Annotated in this window: 19 protein-coding genes and 2 tRNA genes; 16 read left to right on the top strand and 5 right to left on the bottom strand. The window is 70.8% G+C overall.

Annotated features, from left to right (window positions below):
• Positions 1 to 19 precede the first annotated feature (19 nt).
• Positions 20 to 1,246: a formaldehyde dehydrogenase, glutathione-independent gene (gene fdhA / locus AC5RV6_RS02380; protein WP_494005676.1), complete on the top strand. Its 1,227-nt coding sequence runs from the start codon at positions 20 to 22 to the stop codon at positions 1,244 to 1,246.
• A gap of 379 nt (positions 1,247 to 1,625) precedes the next feature.
• On the top strand, positions 1,626 to 3,350 hold the full coding sequence (gene amt / locus AC5RV6_RS02375) for an ammonium transporter (RefSeq protein ID WP_494005675.1): 1,725 nt from the start codon (positions 1,626 to 1,628) through the stop codon (positions 3,348 to 3,350).
• A gap of 21 nt (positions 3,351 to 3,371) precedes the next feature.
• Here amt and AC5RV6_RS02370 read toward each other — a convergent pair whose 3' ends face one another.
• Positions 3,372 to 4,403 (bottom strand): DNA-3-methyladenine glycosylase family protein, encoded by a 1,032-nt coding sequence (locus tag AC5RV6_RS02370; RefSeq protein WP_494005674.1) that lies wholly within the window; start codon positions 4,401 to 4,403, stop codon positions 3,372 to 3,374.
• Positions 4,404 to 4,548: 145 nt separating this feature from the next.
• On the opposite strand from AC5RV6_RS02370, the gene AC5RV6_RS02365 reads away from it, so the two are divergent.
• Together AC5RV6_RS02365 and AC5RV6_RS02360 are read left to right on the top strand one after the other, a co-directional pair.
• Entirely contained in the window at positions 4,549 to 5,925 is a 1,377-nt protein-coding gene (locus AC5RV6_RS02365; protein WP_494005673.1) for a cystathionine beta-synthase, read from the top strand.
• A gap of 60 nt (positions 5,926 to 5,985) precedes the next feature.
• On the top strand, positions 5,986 to 7,143 hold the full coding sequence (locus tag AC5RV6_RS02360; RefSeq protein WP_494005672.1) for a cystathionine gamma-synthase: 1,158 nt from the start codon (positions 5,986 to 5,988) through the stop codon (positions 7,141 to 7,143).
• Positions 7,144 to 7,240: 97 nt separating this feature from the next.
• On the opposite strand, the gene AC5RV6_RS02355 is transcribed toward AC5RV6_RS02360, so the two are convergent.
• On the bottom strand, positions 7,241 to 7,657 hold the full coding sequence (locus tag AC5RV6_RS02355) for a hypothetical protein (RefSeq protein ID WP_494005671.1): 417 nt from the start codon (positions 7,655 to 7,657) through the stop codon (positions 7,241 to 7,243).
• Positions 7,658 to 7,778: 121 nt separating this feature from the next.
• Between AC5RV6_RS02355 and AC5RV6_RS02350 the strand changes: the two genes are divergently transcribed.
• From AC5RV6_RS02350 to AC5RV6_RS02340, 3 genes are all read left to right on the top strand, one after another.
• Positions 7,779 to 9,089, top strand: coding sequence for a glycosyltransferase 87 family protein (locus AC5RV6_RS02350; RefSeq protein ID WP_494005670.1), 1,311 nt, complete (start codon positions 7,779 to 7,781; stop codon positions 9,087 to 9,089).
• A 39-nt stretch (positions 9,090 to 9,128) separates the two neighbouring features.
• The gene (locus AC5RV6_RS02345; RefSeq protein WP_494005669.1) at positions 9,129 to 9,821 is read left to right on the top strand and encodes an MOSC domain-containing protein; all 693 of its coding nucleotides are present in this window, start codon (positions 9,129 to 9,131) and stop codon (positions 9,819 to 9,821) included.
• Positions 9,822 to 10,155: 334 nt separating this feature from the next.
• Positions 10,156 to 12,072, top strand: coding sequence for a DEAD/DEAH box helicase (locus tag AC5RV6_RS02340; RefSeq protein WP_494005668.1), 1,917 nt, complete (start codon positions 10,156 to 10,158; stop codon positions 12,070 to 12,072).
• 82 nt (positions 12,073 to 12,154) lie between these two features.
• Here the strand turns inward: AC5RV6_RS02340 and AC5RV6_RS02335 are convergent, their stop codons facing one another.
• Entirely contained in the window at positions 12,155 to 13,516 is a 1,362-nt protein-coding gene (locus tag AC5RV6_RS02335) for a protein kinase domain-containing protein (protein ID WP_494005667.1), read from the bottom strand.
• 241 nt (positions 13,517 to 13,757) lie between these two features.
• On the opposite strand from AC5RV6_RS02335, the gene AC5RV6_RS02330 reads away from it, so the two are divergent.
• The 9 genes from AC5RV6_RS02330 (at position 13,758) to AC5RV6_RS02290 (ending at position 19,723) form a co-directional block, all read left to right on the top strand.
• Positions 13,758 to 13,829 (top strand) — tRNA-Thr (locus AC5RV6_RS02330).
• A gap of 72 nt (positions 13,830 to 13,901) precedes the next feature.
• Positions 13,902 to 13,975 (top strand) — tRNA-Met (locus AC5RV6_RS02325).
• A 242-nt stretch (positions 13,976 to 14,217) separates the two neighbouring features.
• Positions 14,218 to 15,585 (top strand): MinD/ParA family ATP-binding protein, encoded by a 1,368-nt coding sequence (locus AC5RV6_RS02320; protein WP_494005666.1) that lies wholly within the window; start codon positions 14,218 to 14,220, stop codon positions 15,583 to 15,585.
• 156 nt (positions 15,586 to 15,741) lie between these two features.
• Positions 15,742 to 16,308, top strand: a complete 567-nt coding sequence (locus AC5RV6_RS02315) for a type 1 glutamine amidotransferase domain-containing protein (protein ID WP_494005665.1) — start codon at positions 15,742 to 15,744, stop codon at positions 16,306 to 16,308.
• Between the two features lie 99 nt (positions 16,309 to 16,407).
• Complete coding sequence (locus tag AC5RV6_RS02310) at positions 16,408 to 17,454, top strand: DUF2797 domain-containing protein (RefSeq protein WP_494005664.1); 1,047 nt, start codon at positions 16,408 to 16,410, stop codon at positions 17,452 to 17,454.
• A gap of 33 nt (positions 17,455 to 17,487) precedes the next feature.
• Positions 17,488 to 17,745: a hypothetical protein gene (locus AC5RV6_RS02305; protein ID WP_494005663.1), complete on the top strand. Its 258-nt coding sequence runs from the start codon at positions 17,488 to 17,490 to the stop codon at positions 17,743 to 17,745.
• The gene (locus AC5RV6_RS02300) at positions 17,742 to 18,191 is read left to right on the top strand and encodes an FAS1-like dehydratase domain-containing protein (RefSeq protein ID WP_494005662.1); all 450 of its coding nucleotides are present in this window, start codon (positions 17,742 to 17,744) and stop codon (positions 18,189 to 18,191) included. Before AC5RV6_RS02305 ends, AC5RV6_RS02300 begins: the two co-directional genes overlap by 4 nt.
• A 3-nt stretch (positions 18,192 to 18,194) precedes the next feature.
• Complete coding sequence (locus AC5RV6_RS02295; RefSeq protein WP_494005661.1) at positions 18,195 to 18,635, top strand: MaoC family dehydratase; 441 nt, start codon at positions 18,195 to 18,197, stop codon at positions 18,633 to 18,635.
• Entirely contained in the window at positions 18,632 to 19,723 is a 1,092-nt protein-coding gene (locus tag AC5RV6_RS02290; RefSeq protein ID WP_494005660.1) for a UDP-N-acetylmuramate dehydrogenase, read from the top strand. The genes AC5RV6_RS02295 and AC5RV6_RS02290 overlap by 4 nt, the downstream gene beginning before the upstream one ends.
• 121 nt (positions 19,724 to 19,844) lie before the next feature.
• On the opposite strand, the gene AC5RV6_RS02285 is transcribed toward AC5RV6_RS02290, so the two are convergent.
• Together AC5RV6_RS02285 and asd are read right to left on the bottom strand one after the other, a co-directional pair.
• A complete protein-coding gene (locus AC5RV6_RS02285; protein ID WP_494005659.1) occupies positions 19,845 to 20,048 on the bottom strand; it encodes a hypothetical protein in 204 nt (67 codons plus the stop codon).
• Positions 20,049 to 20,219: 171 nt separating this feature from the next.
• On the bottom strand, positions 20,220 to 21,359 hold the full coding sequence (gene asd, locus AC5RV6_RS02280; RefSeq protein ID WP_494005658.1) for an aspartate-semialdehyde dehydrogenase: 1,140 nt from the start codon (positions 21,357 to 21,359) through the stop codon (positions 20,220 to 20,222).
• Positions 21,360 to 21,385 lie beyond the last annotated feature (26 nt).

The following is a 21,385-nucleotide window of genomic DNA, read 5'->3' as shown; positions in this document are numbered from 1 at the left end:
GACAGGAGCAGGAGCGCACATGAGTTCAAATCGCGGAGTAGCGTACATCGAGCCGGGCGTGGTCGAGGTGCAGGACATCGACTATCCGGCCTTCGAGCTTCGGGACGGGCCCGGGGTGCACCCGGACAACGTGGGCAGGAAGCTGCCGCACGCGGCCATCCTCAAGGTGGTCACCACCAATATCTGCGGCTCCGACCAGCACATGGTCCGCGGCCGCACCACGGCACCGCCGAACCTGGTGCTCGGGCATGAAATCACCGGCGAGGTGGTGGAGACCGGCCCGGACGTCGAGTTCATCAAGGTGGGGGACCTGGTGTCGGTGCCGTTCAACATCTCCTGCGGGCGCTGCCGCAACTGCAAGGAGCGTAAGACCGGCATCTGCCTGAACGTGAATCCCGACCGCCCGGGCAGTGCCTACGGCTACGTGGACATGGGCGGATGGGTCGGCGGGCAGGCGGAGTACGCGCTGGTTCCCTACGCGGACTGGAACCTGCTGCGCTTTCCGGACAAGGACCAGGCCATGGAGAAGATCCTGGACCTGACCATGCTCTCCGACATCTTCCCGACCGGCTACCACGGCGCCGTCACCGCGGGCACCCGGGTCGGCTCCACCGTCTACATCGCCGGTGCCGGCCCGGTGGGGCTGGCCGCCGCGGCGAGCGCCCAGCTGCTTGGCGCCGCCGTCGTGATCGTGGGAGACCTCAATGCGGACCGTCTCGCCCAGGCGCGCAGCTTCGGCTGCGAAACGGTGGATGTCTCGCAGGGGGATCCCCGGGAGCAGATCGAGCAGATCCTGGGCGTGCCGGAAGTGGACTGCGCGGTCGACGCCGTCGGTTTCGAGGCGCGCGGGCACGGAGCCGACGCCGCCCGCGAGGCCCCGGCGACGGTGCTGAACTCGCTCATGGACATCACGGCCGCCGGCGGAGCCCTGGGCATCCCCGGACTGTATGTCACCGGTGATCCCGGCGGAGTCGATGAAGCCGCCAAGGTCGGCTCGCTCTCGCTGAACCTGGGCACCGGATGGGCGAAGTCCCTGTCCTTCACCACCGGCCAGTGTCCGGTGATGAAGTACAACCGGGAGCTGATGATGGCGATCCTCAACGACAAGGTGCAGATTGCACAGGCCGTCGGTGCCACCCCCATCAGCCTCGACGACGCCCCGCAGGCCTACCGGGAGTTCGACTCCGGGGTGGCCCGGAAGTACGTGATCGATCCCAACGGCATGCTCAACGGAGCCGCGGGATGACCTGACCCGGCACGCCGGGCTCAGGCACGCACAGCAGGCACCGCCGGACACAGCCAGGGCGGCGGGAGCACATCCGCTCCCGCCGCCCTTTTCCGGTCCGGCCGCCGTTTTGGCGCCGTCGCGACCGTTCTGCCCGGCTGCCCTTCTGCCTGCCCCGCGGACGGCGGTACGCTCATTGGGCCCGAACAGCCTGGCCGACCGCCCCGGCGTCAGCCTGGGGCCCGTCCCAGGCACCCTGACGCCAGCGGACAGTCGCCCGGCCAAGGCCCAGCCGAAAGCGGGGAGCCATGGCAACTGAAAGCACATCGTTCCGACAGCAGCCAGGTCCGGCGGGAACCGCGCAAAGGCAGCAGCGCACCCGCGGCGGGGCAGGCCCCCGATGAACGGCGGCGATACCGCCTGGGTGCTGATCTGCGCCGGGCTGGTGCTGTTCATGACTCCGGGCCTGGCCCTGTTCTACGGAGGCATGGTTCCGGTCCGCAACGTGCTGACCATGATGATGCAGAACATCATTCCGCTCGGCATCATCTCCGTGACCTGGGTACTGGTGGGGTACACCCTCGCCTTCAGCAACGAAGGGGACTCCGTCTTCGGCCGGTTCGACGCCTTCGCCCTGGTCGACGTCGACACTCCCGAATTCCACACCGTCACCGCGGGCGTCACGATTCCGGCGCTCGCCTTTGTGGCGTATCAGATGATGTTCGCCGTCATCACCCCGGCCCTGCTCACCGGCGCCACCGCAGGCCGGCTGAAGTTCGCCGGCTGGACCGTGTTCCTGGCGGCCTGGTCCATCCTGGTCTATCCGCAGGTCGCGCGCTGGCTGTGGCATCCCGACGGCTGGCTGGTCCGGCTCGGCGCCCAGGACTGGGCCGGAGGGATGGTGGTGCACGCCGCCGCGGGCGCCGCCGCGATTGCCGTCCTGCTGGTCGTCGGGCGGCGCCGCGGCTGGCCGAACCCGAAGACCTCGCCCAACAACCTGCCGCTGATGCTCGCCGGGGCGGGCATCCTCTGGTTCGGGTGGTTCGGGTTCAATGCCGGCGACGGGCTGCAGGCCAACGACATCGCCGCCCAGGCGTTGATGAACACCCATATCGCCGGAGCCGCCGCCATGCTGACCTGGCTGCTGGTGGAGCGGTTCAGCAGCGGTCACTCCACCCTGGTCGGAGCCGCATCCGGCGCCATTGCCGGGCTGGCCACGATCACTCCCTGCGCCGGGTTCGTCAACACAGGCTCCGCCCTGATCATCGGCCTGATCGCCGGGTGCGTGTGCTGTTTCGCCGTCCGGGCGAAGCGGCGGCTGCATTACGACGACGCGCTCGACGTCATCGCCGTGCACTTCGTGGGCGGCGTACTCGGCTCCTTCCTCCTCGGCTTCTTTGCCGACGGCACCATCAACCCGGTCAGCGCGGACGGTGTGTTCGCGGGCGGGGGCGGGAGCCTGCTCTGGCGCCAGATGGTGGCCATCCTGTCCGTGGTGGCCTTCTCCTTCATCCTGAGCTGGATCATCGCCGCCCTGATCAGCCGCACCATGGGCCTGCGCGAACCCGGGCCCGAGCAGGACGACCTGGACCGGGTCCAGCAGGGCGCCTCCGGCTACGCCCTCAGCGGGATCCTGGCCCGGCCGACGACGAGCGGCCGCGGCGCGAAGGCCGATGACGGAGCGCAGCCGGCCGAGACAGGCGCCCCGACCTCCCCAGGTACGGGCGCCCCGGGCACGTCCGGCACCGGCGGCGGCGCCGGTGGCACGGGTGGGGGAGGCACGGTCGGCGGCGGCGCCCGGCCCGGCGCTGCCGGACACGGTGGCAGCGCGATGGACGTGCACCACCTGATCAGTGCGGTGGTCAACACCTCACGCGTCGACGGGCTGCGCGATGCACTGCTGATGGCCGGGGCGCGGTCGGTGGAGCTGACGGAGACCACCGTCTACACCGGCCGCGTCCGCACCGAGCTCTTCCGGTCCGAGAAACGGACGCTGGACTTCGATGACCGGCTGCGGGTGCAGGCCGGGGTCGACGATGAGCATGAGGAGGCGGTGGTGGCTGTCCTCAAGCGCTTCGGCGCGGAACCGCACACCATCCACCGCCTGGACGTGACCCCCTACTGAGCAGCGCGGCGGAACCGGCCCTCAGCGCCGGCGGTGGTCTTCGGGGGCGAGCTTCGGCCCGTAGGCCTGCTTCCGGAACCCGCTGAGCATCAGCATCCGCACCACCCGCTGCCGGTGCCCGCGCCAGGGTTCGAGCAGGGCCAGCATGCCGGCGTCGTCCGTCCGGCGGCCGGTGAGGGCCGCGCCCACGAACTTGGCCAGGTGGAAATCGCCCACAGAGACGGTGTCCGGAGCGCCGTGCGTGCGCTGCACGGTCTCCGCCACGGTCCACGGGCCGATGCCCGGCACCGTGCGCAGCCGGGCCTCGAGCTCCGCACCCGCGGGAGCCTCCGCCAACCGTTCCAGGCCCGACGCCGCGGCGCAGGCCCGCATGATGGTCCCGGAACGGGAGGAGTCGACGCCGGCGCGGTGCCACTCCCAGCTGGGTACCCGGCGCCAGCCGGCGGCGTCGGGCGCCACGCGCAGGTGCGCCGGCCCGGGGCCCGGGGCGGGCCGGCCGAACTTCGTCACCAGATACCGCCAGGCGGAGTAGGCCTCCATCAGGGTGACCTTCTGCTCCAGGATCACCGGCACCAGCGTGTCCAGCATCCGCCCGCAGGCCGGCAGGCGCAGCCCGGGATTGCGCCGCCGGGTCTCGGTGACCAGGCGGGGCAGCGTGGCGAGGAAGCCGGCGTCGTCGAAGCCGGACCAGTCGTCGTCGGCACCCAGCAGCCGCGGCACGCGGGCCAGGGCAGCCTCCGCTCCCGGGCCCCAGGCGGATGCGCGGATCAGCACGGGGCCGGCACCCGGCCCGGTGCGCGGGGAAGCGGGCGGGTGGGCGGCGCCGGAGGCGGCAGCGCCTGAGGAGGCAAGGACGGCCAGGCGCAGGGTCGCATCACCGTCGGCGGTGCCAAAGGCCAGCCAGGCTTCGTCCGTGCCCACAAGAGTGGTGGGGTCCCGCCGTCCGTGGGCCAGCGGCGCCAGGGAAGCACCCAGGCTGTAGGGGCCCGGCAGCTCAACGACGGCGGAGAGACCGGTCCCCGAGGCAGGCAGCGCGGACACCGGCAGGGACATGGCTTCATCCTTTCACGGGGCACCCCCGTCAAGCCGCGCCGTTCGGGTTCCGCCGGGTGTGGCGTTCGCTACCGGCGGCGGCCATTGCTACGCCGGATGCCGCCGAGGCTGACCCCGGGCAGCGCCTGCCAGTAACGTGGAGCCCATGAAGTATGCCAACACCGTCCTGGACCTGATCGGCAACACCCCGCTGGTGAAGCTCAACCACGTCACGGAGGGCATCGACGCCACCGTGCTCGTGAAGCTGGAGTACCTGAACCCGGGCGGCTCCATCAAGGACCGCATTGCCGTGAAGATGATCGAGGAGGCCGAAAAGCAGGGCAGGCTGCAGCCCGGCGGCACGGTCATCGAACCGACCAGCGGCAACACCGGCGTCGGGCTGGCCCTGGTCGCCCAGCAGAAGGGGTACAAGACCATCTTCGTGACCCCCGACAAGGTGGGCATCGAGAAGCGCGACGTGCTGCGCGCGTACGGCGCCGACGTCGTCGTCACCCCCACCGCCGTCGCCCCGGACAGCCCCGAGTCCTACTACGGCGTCTCGGACCGGCTGGTGCGGGAAACCCCCGGCGGCTTCAAGCCCGACCAGTTCTCCAATCCGGCCGCCCCGGCCAGCCACTACGAGAGCACCGGCCCGGAGATCTGGCAGGACACCGACGGGCGGATCACCCACTTCGTCGCCGGCGCCGGCACCGGCGGCACCATCACCGGCACCGGCCGGTACCTCAAGGACATCTCCGCGGACCGCGCCTCGGGTCCGGTGCGGATCATCGCCGCCGATCCCGAGGGCTCGGTCTACTCCGGCGGCACGGGACGCCCCTACTTCGTCGAGGGCGTCGGCGAGGACATGTGGCCGGACAACTACGATCCCTCCGTGCCGGATGAGGTGATCGCCGTGAACGACGCGGAGTCCTTCGCCATGACCCGCCGTCTGGCCCGCGAGGAAGGCCTGCTCGTCGGCGGCTCCTCCGGCATGGCCGTGGTGGCCGGCCTTCGCGCGGCGCGGGACCTGGGCCCGGACGACGTCATGGTGATCGTGCTGCCGGACAGCGGCCGCGGCTACATGGGCAAGATCTTCAACGACGGCTGGATGCGCTCCTACGGTTTCCTCGGCCGGGAAGAGGACGGCACCGTGGTGTCCGACGTGCTCGCCGGCGACGGCGGCGCACCGGAGCTGCCCTGGCTCAGCCCTGAGACGACCGTCCGCGACGCGATTGCCCGCCTGGCCAAGGAATCCCTGCCCGCACTGCCGGTGCTGGCGGCCGAGCCTCCCGTCCGCACCGGCGAAGTCCGCGGGGCGGTAACCGAGCGCAGCCTCACCGACAAGCTGTTCCGCGGCGAGGCGGCAGCCTCCGACCCGGTTGCGGACCACCTGGACCCCGTCCTGCCCGTGATCGGTGCCTCGGCCCCGGTGGCCGCCGCCGTCGAGGCCCTCGCCGACGCCGATGCCGTCCTGGTGATGCGCGACGGCGAGACGCTGGGAATACTGGCCCGCCGCGACCTGCTTGCCTTCCTGGGCGCCTGAGCAGGGACCGCCGAAGAGACTTCCAACCGCACCAGCCGGGAGCACCCGGAAAGGAGCACCATGACCAACGGCTTCAACACCCGCGCCATCCACGCCGGCCAGGCCCCCGACCCGAGCACCGGCGCCGTCATTCCGCCGCTGTACCAGAGCACCACGTACGCGCAGGACGGCATCGGTGGACTGCGCAACGGATACGAGTACGGCCGCGGCACCAACCCCACCCGGGATGCCCTGCAGGAACAGCTGGCTGCCCTGGAGGGCGGTGCCCACGCCTTCTCGTTCAGCTCCGGGCTCGCCGCCGAGGACGCGCTGATCCGGGCGCTGCTGGCGCCGGGCGACCACATCGTGCTCGGCAACGACGCGTACGGCGGAACCTACCGGCTGATCGACCGGGTGCTCTCGGGCTGGGGCATCACCAACGCCGCCGTCGACATGGCGGACATGGAGGCGCTCACCGCCGCCATCGGGGCCGGCAACACCAGGATGGTGTGGCTGGAGACCCCGTCGAACCCGATGATGAAGATCTCCGACATCGCCGCCGTCGCGCAGGCCGCGCACGACGCCGGTGCCTGGCTGGTCGTCGACAACACCTTTGCCTCGCCCTACCTGCAGCAGCCGCTGGCCCTGGGCGCGGACATCGTGGTGCACTCCACCACCAAGTACATCGGCGGACACTCCGACGCCGTCGGCGGCGCGGTCATCCTCAACGACGACGCCGCCGCGGAGAAGATCGGCTTCATCCAGTTCGCGGTCGGCGCGGTTTCGGCTCCGATGGAGGCCTGGCTCACCACCCGCGGCCTGAAGACCCTGGGCGTGCGCATGGACCGGCACTCCGCCAATGCCATGGCGGTGGCCCGCTGGCTGAAGGAGCACCCCGCCGTCGAGTCCGTCCTGTACCCGGGGCTGGAGGACCATCCCGGCCACGAGCTGGCCAGGGCCCAGATGAAGGACTTCGGTGGCATGGTCTCCGTGGCGTTCAAGGGCGGGGAAGCGGCGGCGCGCACCGTGGCCGAAGCGACCCGGGTGTTCACCCTGGCCGAGTCGCTGGGCGGCGTCGAGTCGCTGATGAACTACCCGTCCGAAATGACCCACGCCTCGGTCAAGGGCACCGAACTGGCCGTGCCCGAGAACCTCATCCGGCTGTCCGTGGGCATCGAAGACGTGGAGGACCTGATCGCCGACCTGGACCAGGCCCTCGGGAAGCTCCAGGCGGGCTGAGCCGGCGAACCGGTCCGTTTCGCACTGAACGGCACGGGGGGCCGGCGGGCAACCGCCGGCCCCCCGTGCCGTTTAACGGGCTCCGCCCCGGCGGCCGTCAGCGCGGGGGAAGGGGGCGGCCGCGGCGCCGCGGCGGGCGCGGGTCGGTGGTCCGCAGGTGGCGCACGCTCTCCGGCAGCCAGAGCAGCGCCGCGCAGGCCAGGAGCAGCACGCCCAGCGCGGCGAGGGATGCGCCGCGGAACAGCAGGGGAACCCCGAGAAGGACGCCGAGGCTGGTCAGGGTCTCCCGCCCGCTGCGCCGGCCGCGGCGCAGCTGCAGGGCCCCCCAGGCGGCCACCAGTCCCAGGACCAGGCTGAGGACCCCAAGGCTCATCAGTCCGGGGCCGTCGTCGCCGCCGGTGCGGGCGGACAGGATGAAGGAGATCCCGACGGCGCCCAGCAGCAGAGCGGACAGCAGCCACCCGGTGCAGGCGAAGCGGAGGGTTCGTGGCAGGGGAGGGCGCGGCGCTTTCATCTCCTCCAACCTACCCGGGCGGCGCTGTTTGCGGGCCCGGGGGTCCTCGGCAGGGAGAGCCGCCGGTAGACTGGTCGTCGCGGCCCGTCGGGCGGCACCAAAGCGAAGGCAGGAGGGCCGCGTGGCAGCAGTCGGCGGATCCCGCGGCGTGGCCATGCTTGCGCTGACCGCGGCGGCTGCCCTCTCAGCCGCCGGCCTGGTCTGGCTCGGATACCTGGCGGCACCTGCGGACGGCCTGGACTTCCGGGTCTACCTGCTGGGCGGGCAGAGCGTCATCGACGCACGGGGCGAGCTGTACACCCGCTCCATCCCCAACGGCGAGAACCCGCCGCTGATGTTCACCTATCCGCCGTTCGCCGCCCTGGTCTTCGCCCTCCTGGCGCCTTTCGGCGACTCGCTCGGCTTCCTGCTCTTCCGCATCCTTTCCTACCTCCTCACCTTCCTCGCCGCGGTCTGGCTGACCGGCTGGCTCGCGGGGCGGCGTAGCCCGCTGCAGGTGCTGGCGCATCCGTGGCTGCGACCTGCCGCAATCTTCGGCTTCGGACTGCTGGCAGCCCTCGGCCCGTGGCGCGAGACCATCGCCTTCGGGCAGATCAACATCCTGCTCTTCATGCTGATCCTCGGGGACAACCTTTCCCGCCGGCCCGGCCGGCCCACCGGGCTGCTCACCGGCATCGCCGCCGGCATCAAACTGACCCCGCTTGTCTTCGGCCTCTACTACCTGCTCCGGGGGGACTGGCGGGGGCTGCGCAACATGGCGGTCGGGTTCCTGGCCACCTTCGCCCTCGGCTTCCTGGTGCTCCCGCGCGAGTCACGCACCTACTGGGGTGAGCTGCTGCCCGAAACCGAGCGGATCGGCGGCCCCGGATACGTGGACAACCTGTCCCTGCGCGGGGCCATTGCGCACATCGCCGGTCCGGACTTTCCAGGCACCGGCGTGTGGCTCGTCCTGGCGGCGGCTGCCCTGGCGGCGGTCGCGGTCCTGATCCGCCGCGCGGACGTCGCGGGCCGGCCCATGACGGCCCTGGCGGGGACGGCGCTGCTGATGCTGCTTGTCTCCCCGGTCTCCTGGTCCCACCACTGGGTGTGGGTGGCGCTGCTGGGCGCGGTCCTGCTGCGCGACCTGATGGACCTGCCCGCCGGCCACCGGCGCCTGCGCGGCGCCGGGGCCGCCCTGCTCGCCGCAGGCGCCGTCATCTTCTACCTGTCGCCCAAGAAGACCGCGCTGCTGCTGGGCGCGCAGGACCTGGACGCCCAGCAGCCGCAGCTGTGGCTGATCGCGGCGAGCCTGGGGGTGTTCTGGGGCGTGTCCGTGCTGGCCTGGCTGCTGTGCGCCTACCAGCGCAGGCGCCGTTGGAACCGGCGGCCCGTGTACCTGCCCGGCGCCGCCGTCGAAGGGGCGCAGCCGGGAGTGCGGGAAAGCCGGTCATAAGCCGGTGCGGGCCGCGCGGCCTCGTCTAGGATGGGCCCCATGACCGCCGGAACCGTGCTGGCCGTGTGCCGCGTCCATCAGCTGCATCCCACCCGGGACACCGTGGGAGTGACCGCCATCGACAAGCGCCCGGTGGACGGCCCGGTCCAGGTCTACGACCTGGGCCTCACCGGCGACGTCCAGGTCAGCCGCCGGCATCACGGCGGCGAGACGAAGGCGGTCTACGCATACAGCCAGGCTGACGCCGACTACTGGGCCGCGGAACTGGGACGGGAGATCCCGCCGGGGCTGTTCGGCGAGAACCTGCGCCTGGCCGGCATTGACGCCTCCAACGCACTGGTGGGGGAGCGGTGGCGGATCGGCGGGGCAGTGGAACTGGAGGTCACCGGCCCGCGTACCCCCTGCCGGAACTTCCAGGATCGGATGGGGGAGCCGCGTTTCACCGCCCGGTTCACCCGCGCCGCCCGCACCGGCGCCTATCTGCGGGTGCTGAAGACCGGGCCCGTCGCCGCCGGAGACGCCGTCGAGGTCCTCTCGAAGCCCGGGCACGGCGTCAGCATCGCGCAGGTCTTCCGCGGTCCGGACGAAGACCAGATCCAGGCGCTGTTCGACGCCCAGGCCGCCGGCCTGAAGCTCGCCCCGGAGCTGGTGCGCAGCCTGCGTCGGGCGTCCCGGCGGCTTGCCGCCGCGCCCGGTGTGGAATCCACGGCTGAACCGGCGGGCCGGGCCTGAAGCGGGCCTGAATCGCCGGCTGTGCCCAAGCTCACCGGCCCGGTGGACCGGCTCCGGCCGTACATGGCGTACACTTGAAACATCCCCCACTCCGGTATCCCTGTTTTTCCGCCAGTACCGGCGGAGCGTTGTGTTGGGGCCCGCATCCTTTATGCGGGCAGATTCATCTCCTGGGGAAGGCCGGCAAAGAAATCGCCACACCGGCTGCGCGCACAACCCAGTGCCTTCGGCCACCAGCTGTGGCGGAAAGTCCTGCCTGGGATTGGAACAGCGCCGGACTTGCGTCCTGCAGCCACCGTGCTGCCCGGTTCCATCCCCGTGAGGAATATTCTCCGTGCCTGAGAGCATCAACGAAAACCTGCCCGAAACCGCCTCCATCGAGGCCGAGTCCGGTGCCGCCGTCGACGACGCGCAGCCGGAAGCGGACAGCACTCCCCGCTTCACCGACTTCAACCTGGACGCCCGCGTCCTGGCCGCCCTGACCGACGTCGGCTACGAGAAGCCCTCGCCGATCCAGGCCGCCACCATTCCGGTGCTGCTCGAAGGCCGCGACGTCGTCGGCCTGGCCCAGACCGGCACCGGCAAGACCGCCGCCTTCGCCGTTCCGGCCCTGTCCCGCCTGGCCGAACTGGCCGAGGTCAACGGCCCCAGCCGCGACACCCAGGTCCTGGTCCTCGCCCCGACCCGCGAGCTCGCCCTGCAGGTTGCCGAAGCCTTCACCTCCTACGCCAAGCACATGGAGGACTTCACCGTCCTGCCCGTCTACGGCGGCTCCCCCTACGGCCCGCAGCTGGCCGGGCTGCGCCGCGGCGCCCAGGTCGTCGTCGGCACCCCGGGCCGCGTGATCGACCACATCGCCAAGGGTTCCCTGGACCTGTCCAACCTGCAGTACGTGGTCCTTGACGAGGCCGACGAAATGCTGCGCATGGGCTTTGCCGACGACGTCGAGCAGATCCTCTCCTCCACCCCGGACGAGAAGCAGGTGGCCCTGTTCTCGGCCACCATGCCCGGCGCCATCCGCAAGATCGCCAAGCAGTACCTGAAGAACCCGGCGGAGATCACGGTCAAGTCCTCGGTCACCACCGGGTCCAACATCCGCCAGCGCTACGTGCAGGTCATGGGCCCGCACAAGCTCGATGCGATGACCCGCATCTTCGAAGCCGAGCAGTTCGACGGCGTGATCGCCTTCGTCCGCACCAAGATGGCCACCGAGGACCTCGCCGACAAGCTCAAGGCGCGCGGCTACAAGGCCGCCGCGATCAACGGCGACATCCCGCAGGCCCAGCGTGAGCGGACCGTGGAGGCCCTGCGCGACGGCAAGATCGACATCCTGGTCGCCACCGACGTCGCCGCCCGCGGCCTCGACGTCGAGCGCATCTCCCTGGTCGTGAACTACGACATCCCGCACGACACCGAGTCCTACGTGCACCGCATCGGCCGTACCGGCCGCGCCGGCCGCACCGGCGACGCGATCCTGTTCATGACCCCGCGCGAGAAGTACCTGCTGCGGGCCATCGAGAAGGCCACCCGCCAGCCGGTGGAGCACATGCCGCTGCCGTCCGTCGACGTGGTGAACAACAAGCGCCTGGCCAAGTTCGCCGAGCGGATCACCGAGACCATCGCCTCGCAGGACCTGACGGTCTTCCGCGACCTGGTCAACAGCTACGTGGCCGACAACGCCGAGGTCACCGCCGAGGAAGTCGCTGCAGCCCTGGCCCTGATGGCGCAGAACGGCCGCCCGCTGCTGCTCGAGGAGCTGCCGCAGGCCCCGGCCCGCCAGCGTGACCGCGCCGACGGCAAGCGGGACAGCTTCAACTCCCGCGGCCCGTCCCGCAGCCTGACCGAGGGTAACGCGACCTACCGGATCGCCGTCGGCCGCCGCAACCGCGTGATGCCCGGCTCCATTGTCGGCGCCATCGCCAATGAGGGCGGCCTGTCCGCAGCCCAGATCGGCGGCATCGACATCCGCTCGGACCACAGCCTGGTGGAGCTGCCGGCCGACCTGTCCCAGGACCAGCTGCGCGCACTGTCCCGCACCCGGATCGGCGGCGAGCTGATCCACCTGGAACTGGACAAGGGACGCCGTCCCGTCCGTGACCGTGACGGCGGCGCGCCCCGCGGCGGCGGTTACAAGAAGCGCGACGGCGAGCGGTCCTTCGGCGACCGCGGCAGCGACCGTCCGCAGCGCAAGCGGTTCGACGGCGACCGCGGCGGCAACAAGTTCGCCCGCAAGCCGCGCTACCAGGACTAAGCGCCAATATATGGGAAAGGCCCCCGCCGTTTGGCGGGGGCCTTTCCCATATCCGGGGCCCGGCTCCGTTCCGGCTGGGTGGTCAGCTCCGGCCGGCAGTCCGGGGCTGCCCGGCCGCCGAACGCAGCAGCAGCACGTCCATCACCACCGCGGCCAGGTCCTTCAGGGTTGCCTCCTGCTCGCCCGTCAGGCTCCGTGCCCGCCGGTCCATGACGCACAGGGTGCCCACCGCGCGGCCCTCGGCATCCCGCAGCGGGATACCCGCGTAAAAGCCGAACCCGGGGGAGCTGCGCACCAGCTCGTCGTCGCAGGTGCGGGGATCGTTCTGCACGTCGTCGACGATGAACGGGCCGTCCTGCCTGACGGTCACCGGGCACAGGGAGGATTCAAGGGGAGCCGAGCCCCGCGTGGCTCCGGTACCGGCAATGGTCCACACCTTGTCCCGCCCCACCATGGAGACCGCTGCCACCGGCACGTTGAGCAGCCGGGCAGCGAGCGAGGTGAGCCTGTCCAGGGTGGGATCCTCGCCGCGGTCGATGACGTCGAGCTCGCCCAGCGCCTGCAGGCGGTCCTGCTCCTCCGCGGAGGCCGGGTCTTCAGCCCGCCGTCGGCCGCGGCCCGCGGACGCCATGTCCGACAACACCTCGGACGCGTCATGCGCGCTGGGACGGTCCGACGGGTCCAGGGCGGTCATTGCACCCAGCAGCTGCGCCCAATCGGGATCGAGCCAGTCGGGAATCTCGGGGGACCGGAACAGCCGGGAGAGAGCGCTTTCCAAGGCGGGGCCGGGAAAAGCCCGCTCGCCTGTCAGGCACTGCAGCAGCACCAGGCCCAGCGAATACACGTCGCTCTGCGGGCCGGCCGTTTCCCCGCGGGCCTGCTCGGGGCTCATGAACCCTGCGGTGCCGGTGAACGGGCCCTTTTGGGGGTGCGGCTCACCGGCCAGCTGAGCCACACCGAAATCGGTGAGCTTGGCCCGGAGCCGGGACTCGTCGTCGCGGTAGTCGAAAAGCAGGATGTTGGCCGGCTTGATGTCCCGATGCACGATCGAGCTGCGGTGCATGTAGTCCAGTCCGATGGCCAGGTCATAGCCGAGGAACGCCACCTGCCGGCTCGGCAGGCGCCCCTGGGACAGCCGGCGGCTCAGATCCGGGCCGTGCACCAGCTCCATGGCCAGCCACACGATGGAGGTGCCTGAAGGGGAAATATCGGTTCCGGCATCGAACAGCGTGATGAGGCTGTGATGGCTCAATCGGGCCAAAACCTTGGCCTCCGCCTCATCGCTGCGTCGCTGCTCCTCCGTGCGGGCGGTGGAGGCAATGAGCTTGACGGCGACCTCGCGGTCCAGGAATTCATCGACGGCCCGGTGCACCGCACCCATGGACCCTGAACCGATGCGCCCCACCAGCCGATATCGTCCGCCCAGGACGGTGCCGGCCCCCATGTGCCTTGGCATCTGTGCCCCACACTCCCGTCATTCCCGACCCCGTCCGGGGCTCGGCGGGGACGCTGTTGTCCCCCTTTACGGAGTTTACGCCGTGCGGCTTCCTGCGGAGGCGGGAAAACGCCCGCTGACAAGGAGATATAGTGTGTTCCGTCACATCACGCGGGATTTGGCTGCTTCGATTCGCGCAGCGGGAAAACTGCTGGTAGAGTCTTATGTCGTTGCCCCGGTAGGGGGCGATGCCCCGATAGCTCAGTGGTAGAGCGCCATCTTGGTAAGATGGAGGTCCCGGGATCGATTCCCGGTCGGGGCTCTCAAGAGAGCGCCCGCGTGGCCAAGGATGCAGACACAGCATAGGCCTTGCGCGCGGGTTTTCCTCATTCTTGGCGGTGTAGCTCAGTTGGTTAGAGCGCACGACTCATAATCGTGAGGTCGGGAGATCGAGCCTCCCCACCGCTACGGACAAACCCCCGGGAAACCGGGGGTTTTTTCGTTAAGGCACGCGTCTGGACCGGCCACCTGCAGCCATGGGTGCAGCCATGACTCCGGCCAACCCCCGATCCGCCCCCGCCGGCGGTTTTTCGGTAGTGTGGGAAGGTCGTTAATCGCCTGGGGGAGCGTAGGGGGCGTGCGGCATGCATCTGCATGCGTGCGCCCCGCGTCCAGCCAATCGCCGAATCCCCGGAACGAAAGACACAGACATGCGCGAGACCAGCCCCGAGTACGATGCTGCCCACGAGCCGCTGACCAGGCGCCGCCGACGTGAGGCGGAAGGGTCGGAGGGAGCGGATTTCAGTCCCCGGGAGGACCTGGCCGCCGCCGAACATCCGGCCGACGAGCAATCGTGGGCTGCGCCCGCCTTTGCCTTCGCAGACACCCCCGATGCCCTCGGCCTCTACAGCGGAATCGGAGGACAGGCGGATCACGCACCTGCCGCCGGCCCGTCCGTCACCGCGCCGGTGCCCCCTCGACAGCCCCCGGCCGCCGCGATGCCCGGTGCCGCTGACCGGCCTGGCCCGTCGGCCGCCCCGGTGGCTGCTGACCGGCCCGAACCGCCGGCCGGACGGGTGCAGGCCCCTGAATGGACGGATCTGCAGCAGGGGTGGTCGGAGACCGCCGTCGCTGAGCTGCCGGCGACCCGACGCGAAGCCCGCCGTCGCGCCTCCTTCCTCGACACCCATGCCCCCACGCCGCCCGCGGCCCGCGGCCTTCGCGGTGTGCTGGCCGGGCTGGGGCTGAAGCTCGGCCCCTCGCAGGCGGAGCTGGAGGAGCGGCACGACACCTCGGTCGTCAGCAGGCACTGGCCCGGACCGCGCACCATCTCCGTCGTCAACGGCAAGGGCGGCGCGAACAAGACGCCCACCACCGTGATGCTGGCCGCGGTGTTCGCCCGCAACGGCGGCGGTCCCGTGCTCGCCTGGGACAACAACGAAACCCGGGGCACCCTGGGCTGGCGCACCGAACAGGGCCCGCACGATTCCACCGTCATGGACCTGCTGCCGCAGACCGGGGAGCTGCTCTCGCCGTCGGCCCAGTCCGCGCTGCTGGCCCGGTTCGTGCACCATCAGATCGAGGACAAGTTCGACGTCCTGCGCTCGAAGCCCGATGTTCTGGCCTCCGAGCAGAAAATCACTGCGGCGGACTTCGACGCCCTCCACGAAGTGGCCTCGAAGTACTTCCGGCTGAACATCATCGACTCCGGAAACGACGAAAGCGCCGAACGGTGGCTGCGGATGATCGACCACACCGATCAGCTGGTCATCGCCACGACCACCATGGAGGAGCATGCCGAGGCCGGGGCGCTCCTGCTCGAGGCGCTGCAGGCCAGGGGCGGGCACTACGCGATGCTCGCGGAGCAGTCCGTGGTCATCGTCAGCCAGGCGGACCGGAACGGGGGCACCGCGCAGGCCGACGCCGTCGCCGCAGGATTCGGTCCGCTGGCGCGTGCGGCAGTGACCATCCCGTATGACCCGGCGCTGCGCAAGGGGCAGATCCGATGGTCCGGCCTCCATCCGCGCACCCGCCGGGCCTGGCTTGCCGCAGCGGCGGCCGTCGCAGAGGGCCTGTAGCCTCCCGGCAGCCTGAGCACCACCGCGGACGAAGGGCCTGCAGGAAGACATCAGCTTGCTTACTATTGGTGTTTTTTCCTAGGGTAGGGAGCGGAAGGGGCCGCAGCGGCCCCGGCCGCCCCACCGGGCGGCACCCATCTTGGAACGGAGGAAAACATGGCTAAGCATGATATTTCCGGCAAGAAGGTCGCCTTCCTGCTCACTGACGGCGTGGAGCAGGTCGAACTCACCAGCCCCTGGGAGGCCGTGAAGGACGCCGGCGGACAGCCCGTCCTGGTCTCGCCCAAGGAGGGCACCGTCCAGGGCTTCGAAGGCACCGAGAAGGGCGACACCTTCACCGTCGATCTCCAGGTCTCCGCCGCGGACGCCTCCGACTTCGACGCCCTGGTGCTGCCCGGCGGCGTCGTCAACGCCGACTACCTCCGCGTGGACAAGGACGCCCAGGCCTTCGCCCGCGCCTTCTTCGAACAGCACAAGCCGGTGGCCTCCATCTGCCACGGCCCCTGGCTGCTCATCGACGCCGACGTGGTCAAGGGCCGCGACCTCACCTCTTACCACACGCTCGCCACCGACCTGAAGAACGCCGGTGCCAACTGGAGCGACGAGGAAGTGGTCGTGGACGCCGGGTTCGTCACCAGCCGCAACCCTGATGACCTGCCGGCCTTCAACGACAAGCTCCTCGAGGAGATCGCCGAAGGCGAGCATGAGGCCCAGCACGCCTGATCAGGCCCGGGACCAAGGCGGGGTAGCGTGGAAAGCGCTGCCCCGCTTTTCTCTGCCCGCCCCGCCGGGGCGCCGGGGCCGCCGGAACAGGGAACATCAATGGCCGAGCATGCTGCCGGCGCAGGACCGGAATCCGCAGGTGCCCCCGCTGCCGGGGCCGGCGGACACGGCACCGACCGCCGTTTCCTTTGCTCCGGGCCGATCTGGCGGTCGGGCCGGCCGGTGCTGGCACTGCATACGCCCGACGGGCAGCCGGCTCCGCTGTCCCTTGCACCGGAGAGCACCCTTGGCTGGCGGGTGCTGGCGGAGGACACCCGCTGGTGCCTGGGCTGGTGGTCCGTTACTGACGCCGACCACCGGCGCCATCACCCCTGTCCCGCCCAGCGTCCCGCAGCGGGCGGTTACGCCTGCGCCGAGTGCTCCGGCCGTGACGAGGTCCGCCCGCAGCACGACAGCCACCGCAGCGGGCGCATGGGCGCCGGCCTGCGGCGCTATTTGGCCCAGCCGCACTGGCTCTACGTGGCAACCTTCGCCGGCGGCATAACCAAGATCGGCACCGCTTCCGACACCAGCCGGCACCACCGGCTGGTTGAGCAGGGAGCCCTGCACGCACGGTACGTCGCCCGCGCCCATGACGGGTTGGTGGTCCGGGTCCTGGAGGATGCGGTCAGCGCCGCCCTCGGGCTGCCGCAGGCGGTGCGCTCCGCCGTGAAGACGGCCGCCCTGGCCGCGCTCCTGGCCCCGCCCGGCCCGCCCGCAGCCGCTGGGCGGGACGGGCCGGCGGCGGCCGACGACGCCCTGGCCCGGATCAACGCGCAGGCCGCCGAACAGGTGCGGTCCGTCCTCGCGGACGTCGCCGTGGACGGTTTCGCCGTGGTGGACCGGCGCTGGGAAAGGCCGCAGGCCTTTGCTCAGTTCCTGGCCCGGCTGCCGGCTCCGGCCTATCCGCTGAACCCGGCCGCGGGGGAGCACGGCGTGCAGGTGCTGGCGGTGCTCGGTCCGACGCTGCTCGCCGCCGTACCGCCGACCGGGGAGAGGTTCGTCATGGACCTGGCCCGACTTAAGGGCAGGCGGCTGCAGCTGGGCCGGTTCACCGCCGCCCTGCCGGCCCGGCAGCCCACCCTCTTCGAGGCACCCGGGCTTTGAAACCCGCCGTCGGGGTACCGGTAAGCTGAAACCATGCTCAACACCCCATGGGAAGCCGGTTCGCCGCTGTACCGGAAAATCGTGATCGCCGCGCTGATCCTCTCCGGAGCCGGCGTGCTGCTGGTGGTCCTCGGAGCATTCACCGGCTCCCAGGCCCTGATGTACACGGCGTTGCCGTTCATCGTGCTCGGCATGGCCGCGCACCTGGGCGGCCTCGCCGTCCGGGCCCGCGACGCCCGCCGGCGGGTTGGAGCGCTGACCAAGGACGCACCGAAGAAGGGCCGGCCATGAGCATCAACCCCGAGCTGCAGGGACGCAGCTACCCGGCCATCGGGCCGTACCAGGTCTCCCGCGAGAAGATCCGCGAGTTCGCCCACGCCGTGCAGGCCGCCCACCCCGCCCACTTCGACCCCGCTGAGGCGGCCAGTCTCGGTTACGCCGACGTCGTGGCACCGCCCACATTCGCGGTGCTGATCGCCCAGCAGGCCGACGCCGAACTGGTCCGGGACCCGGACGCGGGCATCGACTTCAGCCGGGTGGTGCACGCCGACCAGCGGTTCACGCACCATCGGCCGATCGTCGCCGGCGACGACATCTTCGCCGAACTCCACGTGGACGGCGTGCGTGCCATGGGCGGCGGCGCGTTGATCACCACCCGCGCCGAACTGTCCGACGCCGCCGGGCAGCGCGTGGCCACCACGGTTTCATCCATCCTCGTCCGCGGAGAGGGGCAGTAAGCCATGGCACCCGCACTCGACACCCTGACCGTCGGGGACAGCATCGGCAGCCGGACGGTCTCCGTCTCCCGCGCCGACCTCGTCCGCTACGCCGGCGCATCCGGCGACTTCAACCCGATCCACTGGCATGAGGGCTTCGCCCGCTCCGTGGAGCTGCCCGGCGTGATCGCGCACGGCATGTTCACCATGGGCGCCGCCGTCCAGCTGGTCACCGACTGGGCGCAGGACCCGGGCGCCGTCGTCGACTACCAGACACGCTTCACCCGCCCGGTGGTCGTTGCCGACACCCCCTCGGATCCATCCGCTCCGGGCGCGCAGATCGAGGTCGGCGGGACGGTCGGAGCGCTCGACGCCGAGGCCGGCACCGCCCGCATCGACCTCACAGTCACCTTCGAGGGCCAGAAGGTCCTGATGAAGTCGCAGGCCCTGGTCCGCCTCCCGTGAGCACCGGTACGTCCCTGAAGCTGTCCGGGCTGACCACCTCACGGGTGGGCGGCCCTGCCCGCCGCTGGTTCGAGGCCGAGACGGAGGAGGAGCTGATCGTCGCGGTCCGCGCCGCCGACGAGGCAGGCGAACCGCTGCTGGTGATCGGCGGCGGGTCCAACCTGGTCATCTCGGACGAGGGGTTCGACGGCGCCGTCGTCCACATTGCCACCCGCGGCCGTGAACTGCGCGAACAGGGCGGGAACGCGGCCGTCCTGCATGCGCAGGCCGGCGAACCGTGGGACGCGCTGGTCGCCTACACCCTGTCCGAGGGCTGGGCCGGGCTAGAGGCGCTCTCCGGCATTCCCGGCCTGGCCGGTGCCACCCCCGTGCAGAACGTGGGCGCCTACGGCGCCGACGTCTCCCAGAGCATCACCGAGGTCCGGGCCTGGGACCGGCAGGAACGCCGCATCACCGTTTTCTCCAACGCCGACCTGGCCTTCGGCTACCGCACGTCGCTGCTCAAGCGCACCACCACCGACGGAACCCCGCGGTATGTGGTGCTCAGCGTTGATTTCCAGCTGCACCGCGGCCCGCTGGGAGCGGCGGTGCGGTACGCCGAACTGGCCCGCGTGCTGGGAGTGGAGCCCGGGCAGCCGGCACCGGCCGACGACATCCGCCAGGCGGTGCTCGAGCTCCGGGCCGGAAAGGGCATGGTGCTGGACGCCCGGGACCCTGACACCTGGAGCACCGGCTCCTTCTTCACCAACCCCATCGTTGACGCTGCGGAGGCGGCCGCCCTGCCCGCGGACGCGCCCCGCTGGCCCGCCGCCGATGGCCAGGTCAAGCTCAGCGCCGCCTGGCTGATCGACCGGGCCGGCTTCGGCAAGGGTTTCGGCCTGCCCGGAACGGCGGGGGAGCAGCTGGCCGGCGGCCGCGCGTCTCTGTCCACCCGGCACACCCTCGCCGTGACCAACCGGGGCACCGCCACGGCCCGGGACCTGCTGGCCGTGGCCGGGGCCGTAGCCGACGGCGTGGAGGAAGCCTTCGGGATCAGGCTGCACCCCGAACCGCTGCTCATCGGCTGCTCGCTGCCTGCGCGCAGCTGACCCACGCCGTGCCCGGCATGGGTTCATCTGGGCCCCGCTCCCGCCTGCGCTGCGGTCCCGCCTGAGGTCTGTCGTGGGGCGGCGGTCCGGGTCGGGAATCCTCAGGTCAGGCCCGGGATCCTCAGCGGGCGCGGCCGCCGTGCCGAGCTGCTGCCGACCGGCGTCGGCGGCTGAGCCATCCTGAAGCGACGGCTCCCGCAAAGACAATCAATCCGGACAGCAGTGCAGGCAGCAGCCGGCTTCCTTCAGGGCTGGCGACCAGCCAGGCTGAGGTTCCGGCCAGGGCCAGCAGGCCTGCGGCGATGAGCAGAATCGTTGCCTTCACATCGTCCCCCGGGTACGCGTTCAGCAGGTGCCGGAGGGTCCGGCTCCTGCCGGCAGTCTATGCGACACGGTTGCTGTCCCGGAGAACCCTTCACCGTCGGCAGGGAAAGCGAAAGCCCGCCGCTGCTGTGCAGCGACGGGCTTTGGCATTGAGACGCCAGATGAAACCGACCTACAGGGTTCCGGTCGCGATCCGCAGCATGCGGCGCAGCGGCTCGGCGGCGCCCCAGAGCAGCTGGTCACCGATGGTGAAGGCGCTGATGTACTCCGGGCCCATCTCGAGCTTGCGGATGCGGCCCACGGGGATGTCCAAGGTGCCCGTGACGGCCACCGGGGTCAGCTGCTCCATGGTCGCCTCCTTGGTGTTCGGCACGACCTTGGCCCACTGGTTGTCGGCGTCGATGATCCGCTCGATCTCCGCGACGGACAGGTCCTCGGTGAGCTTGAGGGTCAGCGCCTGGGAATGCGAGCGCATGGCACCGATCCGCACGCACAGCCCGTCAAAGGGGATCCGGGTGTCGGAGCCGCGGCCGAGGATCTTGTTGGTCTCGGCTCCGCCCTTCCATTCCTCCTTGGACTGCCCGTTGCCCAGGTCCGCGTCAATCCACGGGATGACGGAACCGGCCAGCGGCACGCCGAACTGGGAGGAGTCCATGCCGGGATCCTTCTGCTGCGCCAGCACCGCCCGGTCGATTTCGAGGATGGCCGACGCCGGATCCGCCAGGTTCGCGGCCACGGCCGAGTTAAGCGACCCGAACTGGTTGAGCAGCTCGCGCATGTGCCGGGCGCCGCCGCCGGACGCGGCCTGGTAGGTCATGGAGGTGCCCCACTCGACCAGGCCGTTGCGGAACAGGCCGCCCAGGCCCATCAGCATGCAGGAGACGGTGCAGTTGCCGCCCACGAAGTTCTTGACTCCGGCGGCGAGGCCGGCGTCGATCACGTCGCGGTTGACCGGATCCAGCACGATGATGGCGCTGTCGTCCATCCGCAGCGTGGAGGCGGCATCGATCCACAGCCCGTCCCAGCCGGCATCGCGCAGCTTCGGGAACACCTCGGCGGTGTAGTCACCGCCCTGGGCGGTGACGATGATCGGCAGCTTCGCCAGCGTCTCGATGTCATAGGCGTCCTGCAGCGGGCCCGCGCCGTCGGCGAAGGCCGGAGCGGCGCCGCCGGCGTTGGAGGTGGAGAAGAACACCGGGTTGATCCGGTCAAAGTCGCCTTCGTCCTGCATGCGCTGCATGAGGACGGAGCCGACCATGCCCCGCCAGCCGACGAAGCCTGCGGTGGGCACGGAGGAAGCTGCAGAAGTCATGCGGACCATTCTAGGCCAGCGGCCCG

Source organism: Arthrobacter saudimassiliensis (genome assembly GCF_059090665.1).
This window is presented reverse-complemented; position numbering and strand designations above follow the sequence as displayed.

Excerpts from the sequence above, each read along its gene's own strand:
- fdhA (WP_494005676.1), top strand. The coding sequence starts at position 20 with ATGAGTTCAAATCGCGGAGTAGCGTACATCGAGCCGGGCGTGGTCGAG.
- amt (WP_494005675.1), top strand. The coding sequence starts at position 1,626 with ATGAACGGCGGCGATACCGCCTGGGTGCTGATCTGCGCCGGGCTGGTG.
- AC5RV6_RS02370 (WP_494005674.1), bottom strand. The coding sequence starts at position 4,403 with ATGTCCCTGCCGGTGTCCGCGCTGCCTGCCTCGGGGACCGGTCTCTCC.
- AC5RV6_RS02365 (WP_494005673.1), top strand. The coding sequence starts at position 4,549 with ATGAAGTATGCCAACACCGTCCTGGACCTGATCGGCAACACCCCGCTG.
- AC5RV6_RS02360 (WP_494005672.1), top strand. The coding sequence starts at position 5,986 with ATGACCAACGGCTTCAACACCCGCGCCATCCACGCCGGCCAGGCCCCC.
- AC5RV6_RS02355 (WP_494005671.1), bottom strand. The coding sequence starts at position 7,657 with ATGAAAGCGCCGCGCCCTCCCCTGCCACGAACCCTCCGCTTCGCCTGC.
- AC5RV6_RS02345 (WP_494005669.1), top strand. The coding sequence starts at position 9,129 with ATGACCGCCGGAACCGTGCTGGCCGTGTGCCGCGTCCATCAGCTGCAT.
- AC5RV6_RS02335 (WP_494005667.1), bottom strand. The coding sequence starts at position 13,516 with ATGGGGGCCGGCACCGTCCTGGGCGGACGATATCGGCTGGTGGGGCGC.
- AC5RV6_RS02320 (WP_494005666.1), top strand. The coding sequence starts at position 14,218 with ATGCGCGAGACCAGCCCCGAGTACGATGCTGCCCACGAGCCGCTGACC.
- AC5RV6_RS02315 (WP_494005665.1), top strand. The coding sequence starts at position 15,742 with ATGGCTAAGCATGATATTTCCGGCAAGAAGGTCGCCTTCCTGCTCACT.
- AC5RV6_RS02310 (WP_494005664.1), top strand. The coding sequence starts at position 16,408 with ATGGCCGAGCATGCTGCCGGCGCAGGACCGGAATCCGCAGGTGCCCCC.
- AC5RV6_RS02305 (WP_494005663.1), top strand. The coding sequence starts at position 17,488 with ATGCTCAACACCCCATGGGAAGCCGGTTCGCCGCTGTACCGGAAAATC.
- AC5RV6_RS02300 (WP_494005662.1), top strand. The coding sequence starts at position 17,742 with ATGAGCATCAACCCCGAGCTGCAGGGACGCAGCTACCCGGCCATCGGG.
- AC5RV6_RS02295 (WP_494005661.1), top strand. The coding sequence starts at position 18,195 with ATGGCACCCGCACTCGACACCCTGACCGTCGGGGACAGCATCGGCAGC.
- asd (WP_494005658.1), bottom strand. The coding sequence starts at position 21,359 with ATGACTTCTGCAGCTTCCTCCGTGCCCACCGCAGGCTTCGTCGGCTGG.